At 43.2% G+C, this 20,917-nt stretch carries 20 protein-coding genes; 7 read left to right on the plus strand and 13 right to left on the minus strand.

Annotated features, from left to right (window positions below):
* The first annotated feature begins 177 nt into the window (after positions 1-177).
* The 5 genes from cysZ to crr all read left to right on the plus strand — a co-directional run bounded on the left by cysZ (position 178) and on the right by crr (position 5,190).
* Complete coding sequence (gene cysZ, locus LDO73_RS11715; RefSeq protein ID WP_224058031.1) at positions 178-942, plus strand: sulfate transporter CysZ; 765 nt, start codon at positions 178-180, stop codon at positions 940-942.
* Positions 943-1,198: 256 nt separating this feature from the next.
* Positions 1,199-2,155 carry a cysteine synthase A gene (cysK, locus tag LDO73_RS11720; protein ID WP_224058032.1) on the plus strand — a complete coding sequence of 319 codons (957 nt, stop codon included), beginning with the start codon at positions 1,199-1,201 and terminating at the stop codon, positions 2,153-2,155.
* 355 nt (positions 2,156-2,510) lie between these two features.
* Positions 2,511-2,768, plus strand: coding sequence for a phosphocarrier protein Hpr (ptsH, locus tag LDO73_RS11725; RefSeq protein WP_006658608.1), 258 nt, complete (start codon positions 2,511-2,513; stop codon positions 2,766-2,768).
* 136 nt (positions 2,769-2,904) lie between these two features.
* Positions 2,905-4,632, plus strand: a complete 1,728-nt coding sequence (gene ptsI / locus LDO73_RS11730) for a phosphoenolpyruvate-protein phosphotransferase PtsI (protein ID WP_224058033.1) — start codon at positions 2,905-2,907, stop codon at positions 4,630-4,632.
* 48 nt (positions 4,633-4,680) lie between these two features.
* Positions 4,681-5,190 carry a PTS glucose transporter subunit IIA gene (gene crr, locus LDO73_RS11735; protein ID WP_224058034.1) on the plus strand — a complete coding sequence of 170 codons (510 nt, stop codon included), beginning with the start codon at positions 4,681-4,683 and terminating at the stop codon, positions 5,188-5,190.
* Between the two features lie 121 nt (positions 5,191-5,311).
* On the opposite strand, the gene cysM is transcribed toward crr, so the two are convergent.
* From cysM to LDO73_RS11775, 8 genes are all read right to left on the minus strand, one after another.
* Complete coding sequence (gene cysM, locus LDO73_RS11740) at positions 5,312-6,196, minus strand: cysteine synthase CysM (protein WP_224058035.1); 885 nt, start codon at positions 6,194-6,196, stop codon at positions 5,312-5,314.
* A gap of 80 nt (positions 6,197-6,276) precedes the next feature.
* A complete protein-coding gene (gene cysA / locus LDO73_RS11745) occupies positions 6,277-7,365 on the minus strand; it encodes a sulfate/thiosulfate ABC transporter ATP-binding protein CysA (RefSeq protein WP_224058036.1) in 1,089 nt (362 codons plus the stop codon).
* Between the two features lie 2 nt (positions 7,366-7,367).
* The gene (cysW, locus tag LDO73_RS11750; RefSeq protein ID WP_224058037.1) at positions 7,368-8,228 is read right to left on the minus strand and encodes a sulfate/thiosulfate ABC transporter permease CysW; all 861 of its coding nucleotides are present in this window, start codon (positions 8,226-8,228) and stop codon (positions 7,368-7,370) included.
* On the minus strand, positions 8,228-9,058 hold the full coding sequence (gene cysT, locus LDO73_RS11755) for a sulfate/thiosulfate ABC transporter permease CysT (RefSeq protein ID WP_224058038.1): 831 nt from the start codon (positions 9,056-9,058) through the stop codon (positions 8,228-8,230). Before cysT ends, cysW begins: the two co-directional genes overlap by 1 nt.
* A complete protein-coding gene (cysP, locus tag LDO73_RS11760; RefSeq protein ID WP_224058039.1) occupies positions 9,058-10,080 on the minus strand; it encodes a thiosulfate ABC transporter substrate-binding protein CysP in 1,023 nt (340 codons plus the stop codon). The genes cysT and cysP overlap by 1 nt, the downstream gene beginning before the upstream one ends.
* Positions 10,081-10,305: 225 nt before the next feature.
* Positions 10,306-11,202, minus strand: coding sequence for a Dyp-type peroxidase (locus tag LDO73_RS11765; RefSeq protein ID WP_224058040.1), 897 nt, complete (start codon positions 11,200-11,202; stop codon positions 10,306-10,308).
* A gap of 236 nt (positions 11,203-11,438) precedes the next feature.
* Positions 11,439-12,023 (minus strand): RpoE-regulated lipoprotein, encoded by a 585-nt coding sequence (locus LDO73_RS11770; protein ID WP_224058041.1) that lies wholly within the window; start codon positions 12,021-12,023, stop codon positions 11,439-11,441.
* Between the two features lie 102 nt (positions 12,024-12,125).
* A complete protein-coding gene (locus tag LDO73_RS11775) occupies positions 12,126-12,557 on the minus strand; it encodes a GNAT family acetyltransferase (RefSeq protein ID WP_224061179.1) in 432 nt (143 codons plus the stop codon).
* A 136-nt stretch (positions 12,558-12,693) separates the two neighbouring features.
* Here LDO73_RS11775 and hemF point away from each other — a divergent pair, with 136 nt between their 5' ends.
* Positions 12,694-13,617, plus strand: a complete 924-nt coding sequence (gene hemF / locus LDO73_RS11780) for an oxygen-dependent coproporphyrinogen oxidase (RefSeq protein WP_224058042.1) — start codon at positions 12,694-12,696, stop codon at positions 13,615-13,617.
* 149 nt (positions 13,618-13,766) lie between these two features.
* On the plus strand, positions 13,767-14,897 hold the full coding sequence (locus LDO73_RS11785) for a M4 family metallopeptidase (RefSeq protein ID WP_224058043.1): 1,131 nt from the start codon (positions 13,767-13,769) through the stop codon (positions 14,895-14,897).
* A gap of 159 nt (positions 14,898-15,056) precedes the next feature.
* Here LDO73_RS11785 and rluF read toward each other — a convergent pair whose 3' ends face one another.
* The 5 genes from rluF to hisS all read right to left on the minus strand — a co-directional run bounded on the left by rluF (position 15,057) and on the right by hisS (position 20,776).
* Complete coding sequence (gene rluF / locus LDO73_RS11790) at positions 15,057-15,935, minus strand: 23S rRNA pseudouridine(2604) synthase RluF (protein WP_224058044.1); 879 nt, start codon at positions 15,933-15,935, stop codon at positions 15,057-15,059.
* 127 nt (positions 15,936-16,062) lie between these two features.
* Positions 16,063-17,541 (minus strand): ribosome biogenesis GTPase Der, encoded by a 1,479-nt coding sequence (der, locus tag LDO73_RS11795; protein WP_224058045.1) that lies wholly within the window; start codon positions 17,539-17,541, stop codon positions 16,063-16,065.
* Positions 17,542-17,670: 129 nt separating this feature from the next.
* Positions 17,671-18,843, minus strand: coding sequence for an outer membrane protein assembly factor BamB (gene bamB / locus LDO73_RS11800; protein ID WP_224058046.1), 1,173 nt, complete (start codon positions 18,841-18,843; stop codon positions 17,671-17,673).
* A 21-nt stretch (positions 18,844-18,864) separates the two neighbouring features.
* Positions 18,865-19,488, minus strand: coding sequence for a YfgM family protein (locus LDO73_RS11805; protein ID WP_224058047.1), 624 nt, complete (start codon positions 19,486-19,488; stop codon positions 18,865-18,867).
* A 10-nt stretch (positions 19,489-19,498) separates the two neighbouring features.
* Positions 19,499-20,776 (minus strand): histidine--tRNA ligase, encoded by a 1,278-nt coding sequence (gene hisS, locus LDO73_RS11810; protein ID WP_224058048.1) that lies wholly within the window; start codon positions 20,774-20,776, stop codon positions 19,499-19,501.
* Between the last annotated feature and the right edge of the window lie 141 nt (positions 20,777-20,917).

Genomic DNA, 20,917 nt, shown 5'->3' on the forward strand with positions numbered 1-20,917 from the left:
GAAACTACCTTAAGATTATTTCTCAATTGCTCTAAGTGCAACCCTCAGAACGATTTTCTTACAAGAAAGAGAATATTCCGCCTTCGTTTGCTGCTTTTTTATACAAAATTATCACTAGTCAGTGTAATTTCATACCTATATGATACATGCTCACCCGCAAAGGAGATAATAAGAAGTATGACCCAATCGACATTTTCGCCACAAAAAAATCACTCTGGTTTTTATTACTTTTCACAAGGGTGGCGACTAATCACTCGTCCAGGCATTAAGCGTTTTGTTCTTTTACCCCTATTAGCAAACATTCTGCTTCTTGGTGGCGCTTTTTGGTGGTTATACAGTAAGCTTGGCGGATGGATTGAGCAGGTTATGAGCTACATCCCTAGCTGGCTACAATGGCTTGACTATCTGATTTGGCCTGTTGCCGTCATTTCTATCTTACTGGTTTTTAGCTATTTCTTTAGCACGATTGCCAATATCATCGCGGCTCCGTTTAACGGTTGGCTATCAGAGCATTTAGAAGCTGAACTGACAGGTAACCCCGCACCTGATACGGGAATGGCTGAATTGCTAAAAGATGTACCGCGCATGATTAAACGCGAATTTGTGCGAATTGCTTACTATTTACCGCGAGCCATCGTGTTATTGGTGCTGTTCTTTATTCCGGGTATTGGGCAAACTGTTGCACCCGTTTTATGGTTCCTGTTCGGCGCTTGGATGATGTCCATTCAATATTGCGATTACCCATTTGATAACCATCGAGTTGGATTCGACGACATGAAGCAAGCTCTCTCAAAAGACCGATTGAATAATATTCAATTTGGTGGTGCCGTCAGCTTATTAATGATGATCCCGATTTTAAACTTAGTCATCATGCCGGTTGCAGTTTGTGGCGCAACCTTAATGTGGGTTGACCGTTATCGCGCTCGCTACGCTCGCTATTAGCCCTTCTCGAAACTAACACTTTCTAGGGATATGCAGGTACCTATCTGCATATCCCTCCCCCTCTGATTCTGCTCTCAATACAGCCCAATACCAGACCTTTCCTATTAGTTATAATAACGGAGCTTTAAATAACCTACGGTTATATTCTAGCGTTAAATCATATTTGCAATAATTAGATGTTCGAGTATGTTGAATTCATATTCAATTTTGAAAACACACCTAATTCTTGGCTAACCGTTAATTTTAAGGATGTCCCATGAGCAAAATTTATGAAGATAATTCGTTGACCATTGGAAATACCCCATTAGTGCGTTTACAGCATTTTGGCAACGGTAATATTTTGGCAAAAGTGGAATCTCGTAACCCAAGCTTCAGTGTGAAATGCCGTGTGGGCGCAAACATGATTTGGGATGCAGAGAAAAAAGGCATCCTGACAAAAGATAAAGAACTGGTTGAGCCAACAAGCGGAAATACGGGTATTGCCCTCGCCTATGTGGCTGCAGCTCGCGGTTATAAGCTGACGTTGACCATGCCAGAAACCATGAGCGTAGAACGCCGTAAACTTTTAAAAGCCCTTGGTGCTAATTTAATCCTGACTGAAGGTGCCAAAGGTATGAAAGGTGCCATTGCTAAAGCGGAAGAAATCGTCAACAGTAACCCAAGTAAATATCTGCTATTACAGCAATTTAGTAACCCAGCCAACCCTGCGATTCACGAGAAAACTACTGGGCCTGAGATTTGGAATGATACCGATGGCAACGTAGATATCGTTGTTTCTGGCGTTGGAACTGGCGGGACTATCACTGGTATTGGCCGTTATTTAAAGCAGACAAAAGGGAAAAAAGATGTGGTGATGGTTGCCGTTGAACCCGCAACGTCTCCAGTGATCACTCAAGCCCTTGCAGGTGAAGAAATTAAGCCGGGCCCCCATAAAATCCAAGGTATCGGTGCTGGCTTTATCCCTGGCAACTTAGACCTTTCTATTATTGACAAAGTCCTGCAAATTACCGATGACGAAGCGATTTCAACCGCCCGTGAGTTAATGGAAAAAGAAGGCATTTTAGCAGGTATTTCATCTGGAGCTGCGATTGCAGCAGCCGCTAAACTCGCTGCACTCCCTGAATATAAAGACAAAAATATTGTGGTCATTTTACCATCTTCAGGAGAGCGTTACTTATCCACTGCACTGTTTGCAGATATTAATGCCGAATAATGATTATTAGGTTAACATTACGTTAAAAAAGCACCAATTAGGTGCTTTTTTTGTGGGTGAGATCATAGATTAGCACGGATTGGGATGATTTATTATGCGGCATTTAGTATTAAACATAGTAATTATTTCACACCTCGAAATTAATCATTTTTTAGCCACTCATCGATTGAGTGGCGAAATACTCACTAAAAGCGTCGTGTGAAACTTAAGCTAAAAAAATGATAATTTGGTTGATACCAAACAAAGTAGAAAACCAAAGGAATCGTTGATAATCTAAATTATACGCATGCTCAGCATATTTCATCTACAATAGGCTGTGTCATCATAAAAAACTTAAAATCACTGAGGAAATATTATGTTCCAGCAAGAAGTTACTATTACAGCACCTAACGGTTTACATACTCGTCCTGCGGCTCAATTCGTTAAAGAAGCAAAAGCATTCACTTCAGATATTACGCTGAGTTCAGGCGGCAAATCAGCTAGCGCAAAAAGCCTGTTCAAACTACAAACATTAGGTTTAACCCAAGGCACCGTAGTCACCATTTCAGCTGAAGGTGAAGATGAGCAACAAGCAGTTGAATTTTTAGTTAAACTGATGGGCGAATTAGAATAAATCGTCACTTTGCCATCTTGTTTTAACGTAATAATTCCCTGTCCCTGAATAGATTATTCGGGGACACCTGCTTAATCACTTATATCTACTGTTGTCTCTGCAACATCAAAACTCCTATCAGTAGTAAGGTAATATTATGATTTCAGGAATTTTAGTATCCCCAGGTTTTGCTTTTGGTCAGGCTCTCATCCTCAAAGAAGATCCTATTGTTGTCAGCACCCGTAAAATCACTGACGAGCAAATTGATAAAGAGATCCAAAACTTCATTGATGGACGTAACAAATCAGCTGAGCAGCTTAGCCTTATCAAAGATAAAGCAGAAAAAAATCTTGGTGCGGAAAAAGCTGAGATTTTTGAAGGTCATATCATGCTGCTGGAAGATGAGGAATTAGAGCAAGAAATTGTCACCCTCATCAAAGGTGATAAAAAAACCGCAGATGCGGCGGTCTATTCAGTGATTGAAGACCAAGCTCAAGCATTAGAAGCTTTAGACGACGAATACCTCAAAGAGCGTGCTGCCGACGTGCGCGATATTGGGAAACGCCTACTTAGAAATATTCTTAATATGCCGATTGTGGATTTAAGCGCAATCACCGAAGAAGTTATTTTAGTCGCGCCCGATTTGACGCCTTCCGAAACCGCTCAGTTAAACCTAGACAAAGTATTAGGTTTTATCACTGACCTCGGTGGACGTACTTCCCATACCTCTATCATGGCGCGTTCACTGGAAATTCCTGCGATTGTCGGTACCACCGACGCGACCAGCAAAGTGAAAAGCGGTGATTTTATTGTGCTAGATGGCGTGAACAACACCATTTACCTCAATCCATCTGAAAGCGAAATTGATAAGCTAAAAGCTTTCAGAAATGAGTACCAGCAAGAAAAAGAAGAACTGGCAAAATTAAAAGATTTACCCGCAATAACCTTAGACGGTCATCAAGTTGAAGTCTGTGCAAACATCGGTACTGTCCGTGATGTCGCGGGTGCTGAGCGTAATGGTGCAGAAGGCGTAGGTTTATACCGCACTGAATTCTTATTTATGGACAGAGACGCTCTGCCAACAGAAGAAGAGCAATTCCAAGCGTATAAAGCTGTGGCCGAAGCCATGGGCAGCCAAGCAGTAATTGTACGTACAATGGATATTGGTGGCGATAAAGACTTACCTTACATGAACTTACCGAAGGAAGAGAACCCATTCCTTGGCTGGCGTGCAATTCGTATTTGTCTTGACCGCAAAGAAATTCTACACTCTCAATTAAGAGCTATTTTAAGGGCGTCTAAATTTGGTAAACTGCGTATCATGTTCCCGATGGTTATTTCTGTCGAAGAAGTTCGAGAACTGAAAGCAGAACTTGAGATGCTTAAAGAGCAGCTACGAGAAGAAGGCAAAGCCTTTGATGAAGCGATTGAAGTCGGTATTATGGTGGAAACGCCAGCTGCAGCAGTCATTGCACATCATTTGGCGAAGGAAGTTGATTTCTTTAGTATTGGGACGAATGATCTCACTCAATACACTTTAGCGGTTGACCGTGGTAATGAGCTGATTTCACACCTTTATAATCCGATGTCTCCAGCCGTCTTGAACTTGATTAAACAAGTGATTGACGCTTCTCACGCAGAAGGTAAATGGACGGGTATGTGTGGTGAATTAGCAGGTGATGAACGTGCGACCTTATTGCTGTTAGGCATGGGGCTGGACGAATTTAGTATGAGCGCAATCTCAATTCCTCGTATCAAAAAGCTAATTCGTAATGCGAATTTTGCAGATACTCAAGCGCTAGCGGAACAAGCACTTGCTCAACCAACAGCCGATGAATTGATGAAACTTGTCGATACCTTTATCCAAGAAAAAACGTTATGCTAACAGCAGCACATTAGTTCGGTCCCATATAAAACGATTAGGAGAAGGTCCATGGGTCTGTTTGACAAACTGAAATCACTAGTTTCGGAAGACAAGAGTAGCAGTGGCAATATTGAAATCATCGCGCCATTATCGGGCGAGATAATCAATATTGAAGAGGTACCAGACGTTGTGTTCGCAGAAAAAATTGTTGGCGACGGTATTGCTATCAAGCCTTCTGGCAACAAAATTGTGGCTCCGGTTGATGGTACAATCGGTAAAATCTTTGAAACTAACCATGCGTTTTCTATTGAATCTGATGATGGTATCGAACTGTTTGTTCACTTCGGTATTGATACTGTTGAACTCAAAGGCGAAGGCTTTAAACGTATCGCAGAAGAAGGTCAATCTGTGAAAAAAGGCGACGTTGTCATTGAGTTTGACTTAGCCCTGTTAGAAGAAAAAGCAAAATCAGTTCTGACTCCAGTTGTTATTTCAAACATGGACGAGATCAAAGAGCTGAATAAATTAAGCGGTACCGTGACTGTCGGTGAAACAGTCATTATGCGTATTAAGAAATAATTGCGCTAAACCTTAAGCTAAACCTTAAAAAGCAGCTTAATAACAAACCACCAGCGACATTTTTGCCCTGGTGGTTTTTTGTTGGGTTCTCTTTTCTAAATAATTACTTATCAAAAAACGTTTACTTATCAAAAACACCTGTCGACAAATAGCGGTCACCACGGTCACAAATAATCGCCACAATCACAGCTTTAGGGTTCTCATTTGCCACTCGCAACGCCCCCGCTACCGCACCACCTGAACTGACACCACAGAAAATACCTTCTCGTTTTGCTAAAGCGCGCATCGTGTCTTCAGCTTCTTGCTGATTAATATCGAGCACAGTATCCACTAATTTGCTGTCAAAAATCCCCGGTAAATATTCTGGAGACCAACGACGAATCCCCGGGATTTGGCTCTTTTCAGCGGGTTGTAAGCCAACAATTTCCACGTCTTTTGATTGGCTCTTTAAGTAGCGGCTCACGCCAGTGATGGTGCCTGTCGTCCCCATACTAGAGACAAAGTGGGTAATTCGGCCTGCAGTTTGTTGCCAGATCTCAGGTCCTGTGGTCTTAAAATGGGCTAAAGGATTATCAGGGTTATTAAATTGGTCTAAAACCTTCCCTTCACCTCGGTTTGCCATTTCTTGAGCTAAGTCCCTTGCCCCTTCCATTCCTACTGTGGTGCTCACTAAAATAAGTTCTGCACCATAAGCTTGCATGGACGCTTTACGCTCTTGGCTCATGTTATCTGGCATTAACAGCTTCAGCTTGTAACCTTTCACCGCAGCAATCATCGCTAAAGCGATCCCTGTATTGCCGCTGGTTGCTTCAATAAGCGTATCTCCCGGTTTGATCTCCCCGCGTTTTTCCGCTTCGTCGATCATCGAAAATGCAGCTCTATCTTTTACTGAACCGGCAGGGTTATTCCCTTCAAGCTTTACCCAGATTTCAGCATCCAAACCTTCCGTTAGACGTTGCAAGCGAACCAACGGCGTATGACCAATATACTGTTCCAACGTTGACACTGTGTTTTTCCTTATAATAATTTTTTATTGATTGATAATATAATTAACAATTAATTCTAAAATCAATCATCCCTATTAATCTACGCACTTTTAGCTAGAGAAGGGAAAAATAATGGGTCTTTACCCTGATAAATTTGTGTTTGTTGGCTGCCGAGATAATACTGTTCCCCCCTTATAGGAACAGTACGCGCATCCTGCCATACCACGGACAAGGTTTCCTCACTCCACCCTAAAGGTTGCACCGTTAATTGCCAAAAGTGCCCTCGAGGGCCTGATTCAATGATCCTTACTGGCAGCTGGTGTTGCTCATCCATTTCTTTTTGCAAACGAATATCCCAAGGGCGAATAAACACATCGACTTCCCCTTGCTGAGCACTAACCTGCTCGAGTGGGAAGGTAAAGTTCGCTATCTGCAACTGTGAACCACGGATCTGTCCAGAGATTTTATTAACCTCCCCCATGAATTCAAGCACAAAACGCGTTTCCGGTGATTGCCAAATTTCATTAGGAGTGCCTACTTGTTCGATATGCCCTTGGCTCATTACGACAATGCGATCCGCAACTTCCATCGCTTCCTCTTGGTCGTGAGTCACGAATACACTGGTGAATTTCAACTCTTCATGAAGCTGGCGCAACCAACGACGTAACTCAATACGCACCTGCGCGTCTAGTGCCCCAAACGGTTCGTCTAACAGCAAGATTTGCGGCTCTACGGCTAATGCTCTCGCTAATGCTACCCGCTGTTTTTGTCCCCCTGAAAGCTGAGAAGGAAAACGCTCAGCTAAATGGGCTAATTGCACCATCTCGAGCAGCGCCATCGATTTTTGCTTAATCGCCGCTTTTGATGGTCGCTGTTTTCGAGGTAATACCGTCAAACCAAATGCTACATTCTCGAAAACCGTCATATGACGAAACAGCGCATAATGTTGAAAAACGAAACCGACATGCCTATCTTTCGCATGTACTTGGCTCACATCTTGACCATGGAAACGTAACGAACCGTGGCTTTGCTGCTCTAGCCCCGCAATAATGCGCAACAAGGTGGTTTTCCCAGAGCCTGATGGCCCCAGTAATGCCACCATTTCCCCTGAGCCGATATCCAATGAGATATTGTTCAATACTGATGTTTTACCAAACAATTTACCAACATGATTAATTTCAATACTCATAATTAATGGACTCCTGACTCAGTTTGCTGTCGGCTTAAATGCCATTGCAAAGCACTTTTCACTATCAAGGTAATCATCGCTAATAACGCTAAAATAGCCGCAGCCGTAAACGCGCCTACCGTATTGTAATCTTGATGAAGCAACTCCACTTGCAGAGGCAATGTGTAAGTTTCACCACGAATAGCGCCCGATACCACAGACACCGCGCCAAACTCACCAATTGCACGCGCATTGGTTAATACCACGCCATAAAGCAGCGCCCAGCGAATATTAGGCAGAGTGACTCGCCAAAACATTTTCCAACCTGAAGCACCCAATAATGTTGCTGCTTCGTCCTCTTGGCTTCCCTGACTTAGCATCAATGGCACTAGCTCTCTGACGACAAATGGGCATGTCACAAAAATAGTCACTAATGCCATTCCCGGCCATGAAAACATCACTTGAATATCAAAGCCTTCTAACCAGCCGCCGAACCAACTATTCGAGCCATAAAAAAGTAAATAGAGTAACCCCGCAACCACTGGTGAAACCGCAAAAGGAATATCAACTAAGGTCAATAACAGTTGGCGTCCTGGAAACTGAAAACGCGTCACCAGCCATGCCAGCATCACGCCAAAAACCAAGTTAACAGGTACTGTGATCAACGCGATAAGGAGAGTTAACCCGATAGCATGGAGCATATCTGGGTTGCTTAAGTTAACGAGGACTTCCCCCAATCCTTTCTCAAATGCGGTGATAAAAATCCAGATAATTGGCACCACCAGCAGCAATACTGAGAAAAATAGCCCAATGCTAATGAGCGCCCATTTTCCCCAATTAATATTTCTGCGTTGAGTGACTGGAAATGGTGTTACTTGTCCCATTAATGCCCTCCTAAGCGCTTACCAAAACGACTTTGGATCACATTCACTGTGAATAAAAGAAGCAATGACACCGCCAAAATAACCGATGCAATCGCACTGGCGGCAGGGTAATCAAACTGCTGCAATTGGCTGAAAATCATTAAGGAGACCACCTCTGTTTGCCACGCAATGTTTCCGGCGATAAAAATAATCGCCCCAAATTCACCAAGGCTGCGTGTAAAAGATAAAACAGTTCCCGCTATCAGCGCAGGAGAAACTTCAGGTAACACAACGCGACGGAACGTTTGCCAGCGTGTTGCGCCTAGCGTCTGTGCTGCTTCTTCGTATTCAGGTCCCAGCTCTTCCAATACCGGCTGAACCGTTCTGACCACAAATGGAATACTGGTAAAGGCCATCGCTACGGCGATACCTAACCATGTATTCACCACTTTTATATCGAACTGATGCAGATACTGCCCATACCAGCCCGATGTGGCAAATAAGGTCGCGAGTGTCAGCCCTGCTACCGCCGTAGGTAGTGCGAAAGGTAAATCCACCAACCCATCTAAGAACAAACGTCCAGGAAAGCGATAGCGCGTTAAAATCCATGCCAGTAACATGCCAAAAACCGCATTAAACAGGCTTGCGACCAGAGCCGCCAATAAGGTTACTTTATAAGCAGCAACCACTTGAGGGTAACTGATCACAGCCCAATACTGCTGCCATGTCATATCGGAAAGCTGCACCACAAGAGCGCTTAAAGGCAGCAGTAAAATCAAACAGATGAAAAACAAGCTGCTGCCTAACGTCAGTCCGAAACCGGGCAAAAACCGCTTTCCTGATTTACGCATTAACGACGACCTTGTTCCATAAGTTGATCAAATTCCCCTCCCGTCGAAAAGTGGTCATTCATCACATTGTTCCAATTGCCAAATTGTGATTCCACTGTAAATAGCTGAGTCGATGGGAATTTACTCTTATTCGCTTCCATTACCTGCTTGTCATTCACTCGATAATTAAAACGAGTAATAATATTTTGTGCCTCTGGTGTGTAGAGGTAATTCAAATAGGCTTTTGCCGCTTTTTCTGTGCCATTTTTTTGCACATTTTTGTCTACCCACGCGACAGGAAATTCCGCCAAAATATCGACCGGAGGCACTACCACTTCGTAGTCTGATTCGCCATATTGGCTACGGATATTATTCACTTCAGACTCAAAGCTAATTAAAACATCCCCTAATCCTCGCTCGATAAATGAGGTTGTCGCACCACGACCGCCCGTATCAAACACTTCAACATTTTTCAGAAGTTGCTGCATTTTCTCGCGGGTTTTTGGGCTATTTTTACCATTTTCTTGATTAAATGCCCCCCATGCGGCTAGGTAGGTATAGCGACCATTTCCCGAGGTTTTAGGATTTGGGAAGACGAGTTTCACATCACTACGTGCGAGGTCGTCCCACGTTTTAATGCCTTTCGGATTGCCCTTACGAACTAAAAACGCCATTGTCGAATAATAAGGCGAGCTATTATTCGGCAAACGCGCTTGCCAATCTGCAGGGATTAACTGTCCCTTATCATGGAGAATTTGTACGTCGGTCACTTGGTTAAACGTCACCACATCCGCTTTTAACCCTTGCAAAATGGCCAGTGCTTGCTTCGATGAGCCCGCGTGAGATTGCTTGATTGTCAGTGGGTCATTAGGGTTTTCCTGCGCCCACTGTTTTTCAAATTCAGGGTTTAACGCAGCAAATAACTCTCTTGAAATATCATAGGAACTATTCAGTAATTCAGCTGCCGTCAGGGATGCGCTACTCATTAACGAGAACATCGCCAAACTCGCTAAGCCTGTATTTTTAAAAATTGATTTTTTCATATGATCCCTACTCGTGACTAAACCCAAACATAATCTAAAAAACAATGTATATGTTTTGGTTATAACTTTGTAGTTAACAATCATCTTTTGATATATCAAGTTGGAATAACAAAGAGGTTATAGCAATAAGCCATAAAATTCAGAGGGAATTGAAGAAGTTAATGTAATGAGGAAGGTTCATTCAAGCTGCCGCTATCCGCGACAGCTTGAATTATCGCGATAAGATTATAGGGATAATAATCTTTCAATTGATGGCGCGTAGTAATAGCTGCCAGAAACGGCTTTAGTCATACGCAGCAGATCATCATATTTACCATCAGTTTCACCAAACATGCTCAGTAATTGCTGTTCAATATTATGGATGGTTGCGCAATAGGCAATAAAGAATAAACCGTGTTTACCGCTTGCCGTGCCGTATGGCAAGCTATGGCGCATAACAGAGAGTTCTTCCCCCTCTTCTTCAATCACCACGCGAGAAACGTGAGATGTTTTATTACGCACATCTTCGTCTAATTCAACGCTATCGTGTTTAGTACGACCAATCATTTTCTCTTGTTCATGCTCAGAGAAACGCGACCATTTTTTCAGGTCATGTTCATAGCGTTGTACCATGACATAGCTACCACCAATGTCATCGCCTTGATTAATCAACGTCACTTCAGCAATTTCTTCGCCTTGAGGGTTTTCTGTACCATCAATGAAACCGCTTAAATCTCTATCTTCAACCCAACGGAAACCATGAATTTCTTCAACCACTTCAATGGATGAGCCAAATGCTTTTAGCGCGGCTTGTGCCAGAGAAAAGTTAATATCATGACGTAATGATTGAATATGAATAAACATATCGCGCTGAGTCGCAGGCGCTAGCCCTTTGCCGAGTGTACGAAATGGCTTTAATTCTGGTGAAACGCCAGCGTGTCCGAGCTGCTTCCAAACATCTGAACCAAATGCAATCACAGCACCAAGACGATCATCAGGGAATTTTGCTTGTAGTTTGGTTAATTCATCAACAAAAACCTTGCACCCTGATTTCACCTCTTCGAGCGACCCGGTCACCATGGATTCAATAAAAATACCAAAACGACTATGTTCCTTCAAAATACCACTTTGGGAATGAGACATGCATAAACCCCTTAGAATGAATAAATTACACAAACCTATACTTTAAATTAGTTTATCGCATTAATAATGATTTTCACCTTGTTTTAACGCAAGAGTTGGTCAGTCTAGAAGATATCAGAAGGGTCTGACTCGAAAGGAGGATAAATGCAAATATTATCAGTAAATTAGAACCGTAAGTTATTGCCTATTAAATCAAATAACTTACGGTCTTTTGTTCAAAATCTTAGCGAAGTAACTTATTTATGCCAAATAATTTGCGACACTTTCCATGTTTTCAGCACTTCATCGGCTGGCATTAAATTCTCAGGCCCTTGCCATTTCCCGCTAAATTTATAAACCACTTTGCTACTTTGCGGTGCAACACACAGTACCGTCGGCACATTATCAACCACTTCCCCTAAGGAACATGAGCCGTAGGCCTTCTGATAAATGTCGCTAAACTCAGTACCAATTTGAGTATCCCACTCAGTGAGCATATCAGGATCATTCACGACAATACGCGATACTGTGCCTTTTTCAGGACCAAAGACTTCGACTTCAACGTCTAAATCCTTCATCGCTTGAAATACAGAAACCATTTCACCATTTTCAAGCTGCATGCCACCACGTACTGCATAACGATCATCAAGTTGATTATTAATTACATCACGATCCATTGGGGTCAAACTTGTGATCGCCCCCACACCCGCTTCAGAAATCATCAGAGGGCTATGAAACCATGTGGATGGTGAAAATAGACTTTTACCAGCACAGCCCGATAGCACCACTGCGCCACCGAGTAGAGAAACTTTAAATAGGGTTACGAATGCGTTTTGGGACATATCATCCTCTTTAGCGGGTCATATAATGCATACTGAGACCGTCCATTTCATAAAAGATTCACGCTATTTAGCCAAACCTTCAAGAAAATAATTACCGACAGTTTAGAAATCCACTTCGTGAGTCAATCTTTTTGAATAAATTAAACGCTCAGTTTGCTCTTCTTCATATAACATTTTTTCAAACATGCAGATTGCCGAATCAGACTCTTCGCTAACCAACAATTCAATTCTGCCACAGCCACGGGCAATCAATTTTTTCTCTAAACGACTCACTAACGCGTTAGCAATACCGCGCCCGCGAAACTCAGGATGAACGGCTAAATACACGGCGGTACCACGAATACCATCGTAGCCCCCCATAATGGTTCCGACCACTTCACCCGATACCTCGGCTACAAGGAAAAGATCGGCACCGCATTGTAGTTTACGCTCAATATCTAATTCAGGATCACCTGAAATTTCATTCAATTGACAGCGTTCCCACAATGTAAGCACCTCTTCATAATCATTTTGGCGAAATATGCGTATTTCCATCATCTTGTCCGTTTGAGCTAAACTGTCTGCCATTATCACTGCTTTTGATACACAATCAATAATCAATATGCCTTTTTTACCTCAACGGGGTATACTTTATCCAATTTATCTCTCCCGACGGTTTTATTAAAAAACAATGAATTACCTAGATATTGATCGCGTAAAAGCCTATTTGCAAAGCTTGCAAGATACCATCTGCCAAAAAATTACAGAATTAGATGGCAAAGAAACTTTCCTTGAACAAACTTGGGAACGCACTGAAGGTGGTGGTGGACGCAGCCGAGTTTTAACCCAAGGCGCACTTTTTGAACAAGCTGGTGTGAATTTCTCACATATCAAAGGTGAAAAAATGCCTGCATCAGCCACAGCGCATCGCCCTGAATTAGCAGGACGTAGCTACCAAGCCATGGGCGTTTCATTAGTTATCCACCCTCTCAATCCTTATATACCGACCACACATGCCAATGTGCGCTTTTTCATTGCTGAAAAAGAAGGTGCCGACCCCGTATGGTGGTTTGGTGGTGGTTTCGACTTAACCCCCTATTATGGATTTGAAGAGGACGCTGTCCATTGGCATACCGTCGCTAATGAACTCTGCACTCCTTATGGAACAGAGGTTTACCCTAAATTCAAGCAGTGGTGCGACGACTATTTCTTCTTAAAACATCGCAATGAGCCTCGTGGTATTGGCGGGTTATTCTACGATGATCTCAATCAATGGGACTTTGAATCTTGCTTTGCATTCACTCAGGATATCGGCAATGGCTTTTTACAAGCCTATGTACCGATTGTTGAAAAACGTCGAGATATCCCATGGGGTGAGCGTGAACGCCAATTCCAACTTTATCGTCGTGGGCGCTATGTGGAATTTAACCTTGTCTGGGATAGAGGCACACTATTTGGCTTGCAAAGTGGCGGGCGTACAGAGTCCATTTTGATGTCTATGCCACCATTGGTACGTTGGGAATATGATTATCACCCAGAAGCGGGTAGTCCAGAAGCTAAGCTGTATACCGACTTTTTAATCACGGATAAAAATTGGCTCATACACAATAAATAATACAAACTTTTGTAATTAATCAGATTTCTATCTGCTGATTTTCCTAATAAAAATTAGCAGACACTAATTTAATTAGTTAATTATCATGTAGTTACAATAAAATCACAACCATTTATGATTCCATTTCGTCAAACAAAATGGAGTTATAAATGAATCAGATACTTGGTCGTTCACTATTATCACCTAGCTTAATCTCTCACTTCTATCAAGAAAGCCAATGCCATGATTTAAAATCAACCTTATTTCATATCAATGACATTATGAGCCGTACTTACACTGAAGAAGATGCAAACTATCAACATCAATTATTGGCTAACGCTTGTAACATCACTGGCGGCACCTACAACCGAGTGATCCGTGATGCTCAACAACGTGTAGAAAATTACACTCACAACCACTCTAGCCTACCTATTTGCCGCCGCGAAGAAATGCCAGCTGATGAGCATATGGCACATAACGATTTCGCCGTTATTATGCGAGAAGAGGATAAGGTGGCTCCGACCGTACCGGCGCATCGCGTATTCGATGCTATTGGGCTGATCCGCTCATTCCTCAAGGAGAAACTCAATATTGATCAGATGTTTGGTTGTGATGCTGATATCAATGCGGTTATCCATTATGACAAAAACTACTCCAATGCATTTTGGAATTCTCAAGCTATTTTCTTTGGGGATGGTGATGGAACTGTTTTTGGTCCGTTCTACAACGATATTGACATAGTCGCTCATGAACTCGCTCATGGATATATTAGCTCACAAGCTGACTTTGACTATGTCGATCAATCTGGTGCATTAAATGAATCGGTGGCTGACGTTTTAGGAGTCATGACAAAGCAATATGTTCAAAAACAAACAGCAGCACAGTCCAACTGGTTACTCGGTGAAAAATTGTTTATTGATAAGAAAAAAGGACCTGCATTACGCTCAATGAAAGAGCCTGGTACCGCTTACTATTTCACCAAATCAAATAATGACCCTCAAGTGGGGCATATGGACCAATATCGTAATTTACCTCGCCATGTTGATAATGGTGGCGTGCATATTAACTCGGGTATTCCAAACAAAGCCTTCTATTTACTGGCAACAAGACTGGGTGGTTATTCTTGGGAAATAGCAGGGAAAATCTGGGTTGCCGCAGTGTCAGATCCAAACGTATCAAATACGGCGACGTTTATTGAATTTGCTCAGGCAACAATTCATTCAGCGAAAAACCTATTTGGTGATCAAATTGAGCTGGCAACCCGCCAATGCTGGCTAGATGTTGGGCTACGTGTTCAATAAAAATGAAGTGTCATTGTAACTTATACACCATTGTCGGCCCATCGAGAGGCTGACTTTTATCTAAAATTATAATAAAAAAGGCCAAGTACAAATGAGTTTCAGGTATCTCATCCTCAGCCGTTTTTCACTTCAATATCTTTTATTTCGTCATTTGCCCAATTAACGTTTTTTCTTTTTACGTCCTGGCTGGGTAAATTTCTTTTTCGGTGGTTCAGCATTTGCTTTCGGTTTTTGGCTACCTGCGCCTTGTTTTCCGGCTGCCTTTCCACTACTGCTACGTGCTTGAGGTTTTGCCACTTTTTTGGGCTTAACATCGGACTCTGATTTTTCAATCAAATTAAACAGCTCGATAAGCTCATCATCCGTTAAGTCGCGCCACTCACCCACTGGAATACCCGTGAGCCCCACATTCATAATCCGCACACGTTCTAGCTTCGTGACTTCGTAACCAAAATGTTCGGTCATACGACGAATTTGGCGGTTTAAACCTTGAACCAGTGTAATACGGAAAACAAACGGTGCCTCTTTTTTGACTTTACATTTCTTAGTCATGGTACCAAGAATTGGCACACCAGCACCCATACCACGAATAAATTCATCGGTCACTGGCTTGTTCACTGTAACGATGTACTCTTTCTCGTGATCATTACCTGCACGTAAGATTTTATTCACTAAGTCGCCGTGATTCGTCAGGAAGATCAAACCTTGGGAGTCTTTATCTAAGCGGCCGATTGGGAAAATACGAGTACTATGATTCACATAGTCCACAATATTATCTTTTTCGCCACTTTCTGTAGTGCTGACAATCCCAACTGGCTTATTCAGAGCAATCAAGACTAGATCTTCTTCGTTGCGTGGTTCAATTAACTGCCCATTGACCTTCACCACGTCTCCTGCGGAAACTTGGTCGCCAATGCCTGCTCGTTTACCGTTAATGAACACATTGCCTTGCTCAATATAACGATCAGCCTCACGTCTAGAGCAGATACCGCTCTCGCTAATGTATTTATTCAGGCGTGTGGTTGAATTGATTTCCATGGTTTTCCTCAGTCATTAAAACAACTTAAATTTTAGGGCTGTGGCGAGCTAACAAATAATAGTAAAAAGCCGTAACAACCTAATCGGGTTACGGCTTTAGTCTGTTTATCACGCTAACAGTTGGCGATTAGCGTTTTTTCAAATGCTGCATCAGACGCTTACGTTTACGTAATTGGGTTGCCGTCAGTTTATTTTTCTTATCTGCATATGGGTTTTCACCCTCTTTAAACAGAATACGAATTGGCGTTCCCATCACATTTAATGAACGGCGGAAATAGTTCATTAAATAACGTTTATAGCTATCTGGTAAATCAGAAACTTGGTTACCGTGGATAACAACGATTGGTGGGTTATGGCCCCCTGCATGCGCATATTTCATCTTCACGCGGCGACCACGGATCAATGGTGGCTGATGTTCATCTTCCGCCATTTTCATAATACGCGTTAACAGTGCGGTACCCACACGGCGAGTCGCTGACTCATACGCTTCTTGTACAGATTCAAACAAGTTACCCACGCCGCTACCATGTAGCGCAGAGATAAAGTGAATACGGGCAAAATCCACAAAACCAAGACGCAGTTCCAGCATATCCTTTACATGCTCGCGATCTTCAGGCTTCATGCCATCCCATTTATTCACTGCGATAACTAATGAACGGCCTGCGTTCAAAATGAATCCTAATAGCGACAAATCTTGGTCAGAAATACCTTCTCGGGCATCGACAACCAGTAAGACAACGTTAGCATCTTCAATCGCTTGCAGCGTTTTGATAACTGAGAATTTCTCTACAGTTTCAGTCACCTTACCGCGCTTACGTACCCCAGCGGTATCGATGAGAATATATTCACGCTCATCACGCTCCATTGGGATATAAATACTGTCACGGGTGGTACCCGGCATATCAAAGACGACCACACGGTCTTCACCAAGAATACGGTTAGTCAGGGTCGATTTGCCCACATTTGGACGCCCTACGATAGCCAGTTTTATTGGCAATGTACTCGGGTCGAAATCATCGTCTTCATCTTCGGATAATTCGCCTTCTGCTTCCAGCTCAGCCCAATACGCGGCATTAGCTTCTTCGTCAGTGAGTTCGACTTCTTCGTCTTCGACCTCGATAAAAGGTTTTAAAGAGTGCTCAATTAACTGAGTAACACCGCGACCATGAGTGGCGGCAATAGGGTAAATCTCCCCAAGACCCAGTGAATAGAAATCACCAACAACGATATTGGCATCAATACCATCAGTTTTGTTGGCAACTAAATAAGTTTTTTTCTTGCGGCTACGTAAGTGCTTAGCGATACCTTCATCCGCTGGCATTAAGCCTGCTCTTGCATCTACCATGAAGAGAACAACGTCAGCTTCTTCAATCGCTTGAAGCGACTGAGCCGCCATATGGGTTTCTACGCCCTCTTCTGTACCATCGATACCACCAGTGTCGATAATAATAAATTCGTGCCCTTCAACTTCTGCACGACCATATTTACGATCACGGGTCAGACCGGGAAAGTCCGCTACAAGTGCGTCACGGGTACGGGTTAATCGGTTAAATAACGTGGATTTTCCTACGTTTGGACGCCCAACCAGCGCTACGACGGGTATCATTCTTCAGTGCCTCACAACTTTAATTAACTAATAGAATTCTGAGGCTAAACTCAGAAAACAAAAAAACGAAACGGCCCCTGTATTCAGGAACCGTTTATTTTATCGATAAATCGTCTGCTTGTCAGAAAATTAACGTGTTAACAGGTAAACTGTTCCGTTTCTTGTCTGAACCATCAGTTTATCACTCGCAATGACTGGGCGGCTGTGGATCCCTGAACCATTCAGTTTATTTTGAGCCACAAAGCCACCTGTGCTGGTATCTAACCAGTGCAGATAACCTTCTTTGTCACCCACAACAATATAGCCGTTATAGACTTCTGGCGCAGATAACCCACGGTTCAGAAGCTGATCTTGAGTCCATAATGTCACGCCGTCACTCTTACGAACAGCTAGCACACGGTCGGTTTGGTCAACTAAATACAGGGTATCGCCCGATAACACCATATCATTGATGGAGCCTAAATCACGCTTCCATAACATTTGACCAGAACGCATGTCCAGTGCCGCTAATGTGCCGTTATAGGCAATCGCGTACACTTTGCCATCATCAATTACAGGCGTCATATCCACATCGTTCAGACGACCAATTTCTGTTGAACTGGTGACTAAAGAGATACGTTGTTGCCAAATCAATTGACCTTGAGACAGCAGAACTGCACTCACTCGACCGTTATCGCCACCGACGATAGCCGCACCGAATGCAACCGCTGGCGCAGATTCACCGCGTAATGACAGTGATGGAGTATCCATATTCACTGTCCACTTAATCGCGCCTGTCGCTGTATCCAGCGCTTGTAATTGACCATTGCTAGTGTGGATAACCACCATATCGCCACTCACGACAGGCTTGGACAAGGCTTCGCCTGCCACTTCCACATCCCACAATACTTCACCATTTTCTTTATTTAGCGCAATAACTGTACCACGCTCAGTACCGATGAAAATTTTGTCATCAGAAATGGTCAAGCCACCAGACAGTAACGCAGATAAATTGGCAGAAAGAAAACCAGTACGTTTTGATAAATCGACAGACCACAGTTCTTTACCGCTATCAAGTTCCAGCGCTTTAACTAAGCCTTTACGATCCGCAGCGTAAATTGCTGAACCATCCCACACAGGAGAAAGTTCAGAATAGAACTGCTCAACACCATTACCGACGGATTTATCCCAAACAATAGAAGGTGTAAATTGATTCTCAACCTGTGGTAATGGCGCCATCACAATAGAATCAGTTTCGCTGGAACAACCGGCAAGTAAAGCTGAAGCAACCAGGCCTACCAAAAGAGTTTTGCGCAACTGCATAGTGTGTCGTTTCCTTTCTTCTTATGAATTAGATACGTTGTTCAATTTCAGAGTCAAAATACCTCTGAGTGATTGAGAACCTTCACTTTCTAACCCCTGAGTGTATGCCGCTTTAGCGCCGGATTTATCACCCTTATGGAGTAAAGCATCCCCACGGACATCCTGTGCCGTAGCTTGCCATGACTTACCTTGGATCTTAGCAACAGAGGCGATAGCCGCATCCGCATTACCGAGTGCAAGTTGGATACGCGCTAAACGCAGGTTAATCACATCTTGCAAATCAACGGTTTTTGCTTTCGCTAATGCGTCAGTCAGTGCTTTTTCAGCACCTGCTAAATCGCCTTTATCAGCAAAAACTTGCGCCAGTTCCAGCCCAGTCATTGAACTGTAAACATCGTTAGTTTCTGCTGCAAATTTTTGTGCAGCTTGAATGCCTTCCGCAGAACCTGAACGCAACTGAGTATTGACGGTTTCGTATTTTGCTGCACTTTCTTGCAACACATTCGACTGGTGTGATTGCCAATAGTTCCAACCAAACACACCACCAACACCAATCACCAGTCCAACCACTAATGCAACGCCGTTGTTAGCGAAAAAACGTTTGATCGCCTCAACTTGATCTTGTTCGTTTGTATAGACTTCCACTTGTCTCTCCTTAACCTAACAGCGCTGCGATACGCGATGCCATTAGTTGCTGTGAAATAGTTTCTTGCTCACCCGTGCGTAAATCTTTTAACGTCACTTGGCTATTATTGATTTCGTCTTCGCCTAAGATCAGAGCAATTTTTGCCCCTTGCTTATCAGCGCGTGCGAGCTGCTTCTTAAAGTTACCGCCGCCGTGGTTAGTCATTAAACGCAGAGTTGGCAGTTCATCACGCACTTTTTCTGCGACTAGCAATGCAGCTTGTTGGCTATTCTCACCAAAAGAAGCCAGATACACATCCGCAACGGATGTATCTGCTGTAAATTCTGGGTTCACTTCTTGAACCAGTAGAACCATACGCTCCATACCCATTGCAAAGCCAACTGCTGGAGTTGCACGACCGCCCAGTTGTTCAACCAGACCATCATAACGACCACCGGCACAGACCGTACCTTGGGAACCTAACGCAGTTGTCACCCACTCAAACACAGTGCGGTTATAGTAGTCTAAACCACGCACTAAGCGTTGGTTAACACGGTATTTAATGCCCGCGTTATCTAATAATTTGCACAGGCCCTCAAAGTGTTCACGAGATTCCGCGTCCAGATAATCAAACAGTGCTGGTGCATCATTTAATAATGCTTGAACGTCTTGGTTTTTAGAATCCAAAACACGCAGAGGATTACTGTACATACGACGCTTGCAATCTTCATCCAGTTTATCTTTATGCTGTTCAAGGAAAGCAACTAATGCATCACGGTAGTTTGCGCGAGCTTCTAGTGAACCAATGGAGTTCAGTTCCAGAGTGACATGCTCGCTTATTCCCAGCGCACGCCACCAGCGGGCTGTCATTAAGATCACTTCCGCATCAATATCTGGGCCTGCCAGACCAAATACCTCAGCACCAAGCTGATGGAATTGGCGATAACGCCCTTTCTGTGGACGCTCATAACGGAACATTGGCCCTAAATACCATAAGCGCTGTTCCTGATTGTACAGCAAACCATGCTCAATACCGGCACGCACACAACCTGCGGTATTTTCTGGGCGCAGTGTGAGGCTCTCTTCGTTACGGTCGTTGAAGGTATACATCTCTTTTTCAACAACATCAGTCACTTCACCAATCGCTCGTTTGAATAACGGGGTCTGCTCTACAATCGGGGTACGAATTTCGCTAAAACCATAACCCTGTAAAATATTTTTCAATGTTGCTTCGATTTTTTGCCACACTCGAGTATCTGCTGGCAAGTAGTCATTCATGCCTCGGATGGCTTGGATATTTTTTCCCACTTTATTTCTCTATTTTCAGAATTACATAAGGTCGATTATAAGAGCGAAATGTCATCAGGTTCAATCAACAAACTGCAAATCCACTGTGGAATCGGGAATTATCTGTTGATTTTGGTCGCTATGGCCTAATTTTAAGGAAAA

The organism is Providencia alcalifaciens, assembly GCF_915403165.1.
In the GTDB taxonomy this organism is placed as follows: Bacteria; Pseudomonadota; Gammaproteobacteria; order Enterobacterales; family Enterobacteriaceae; genus Providencia; species Providencia alcalifaciens_C.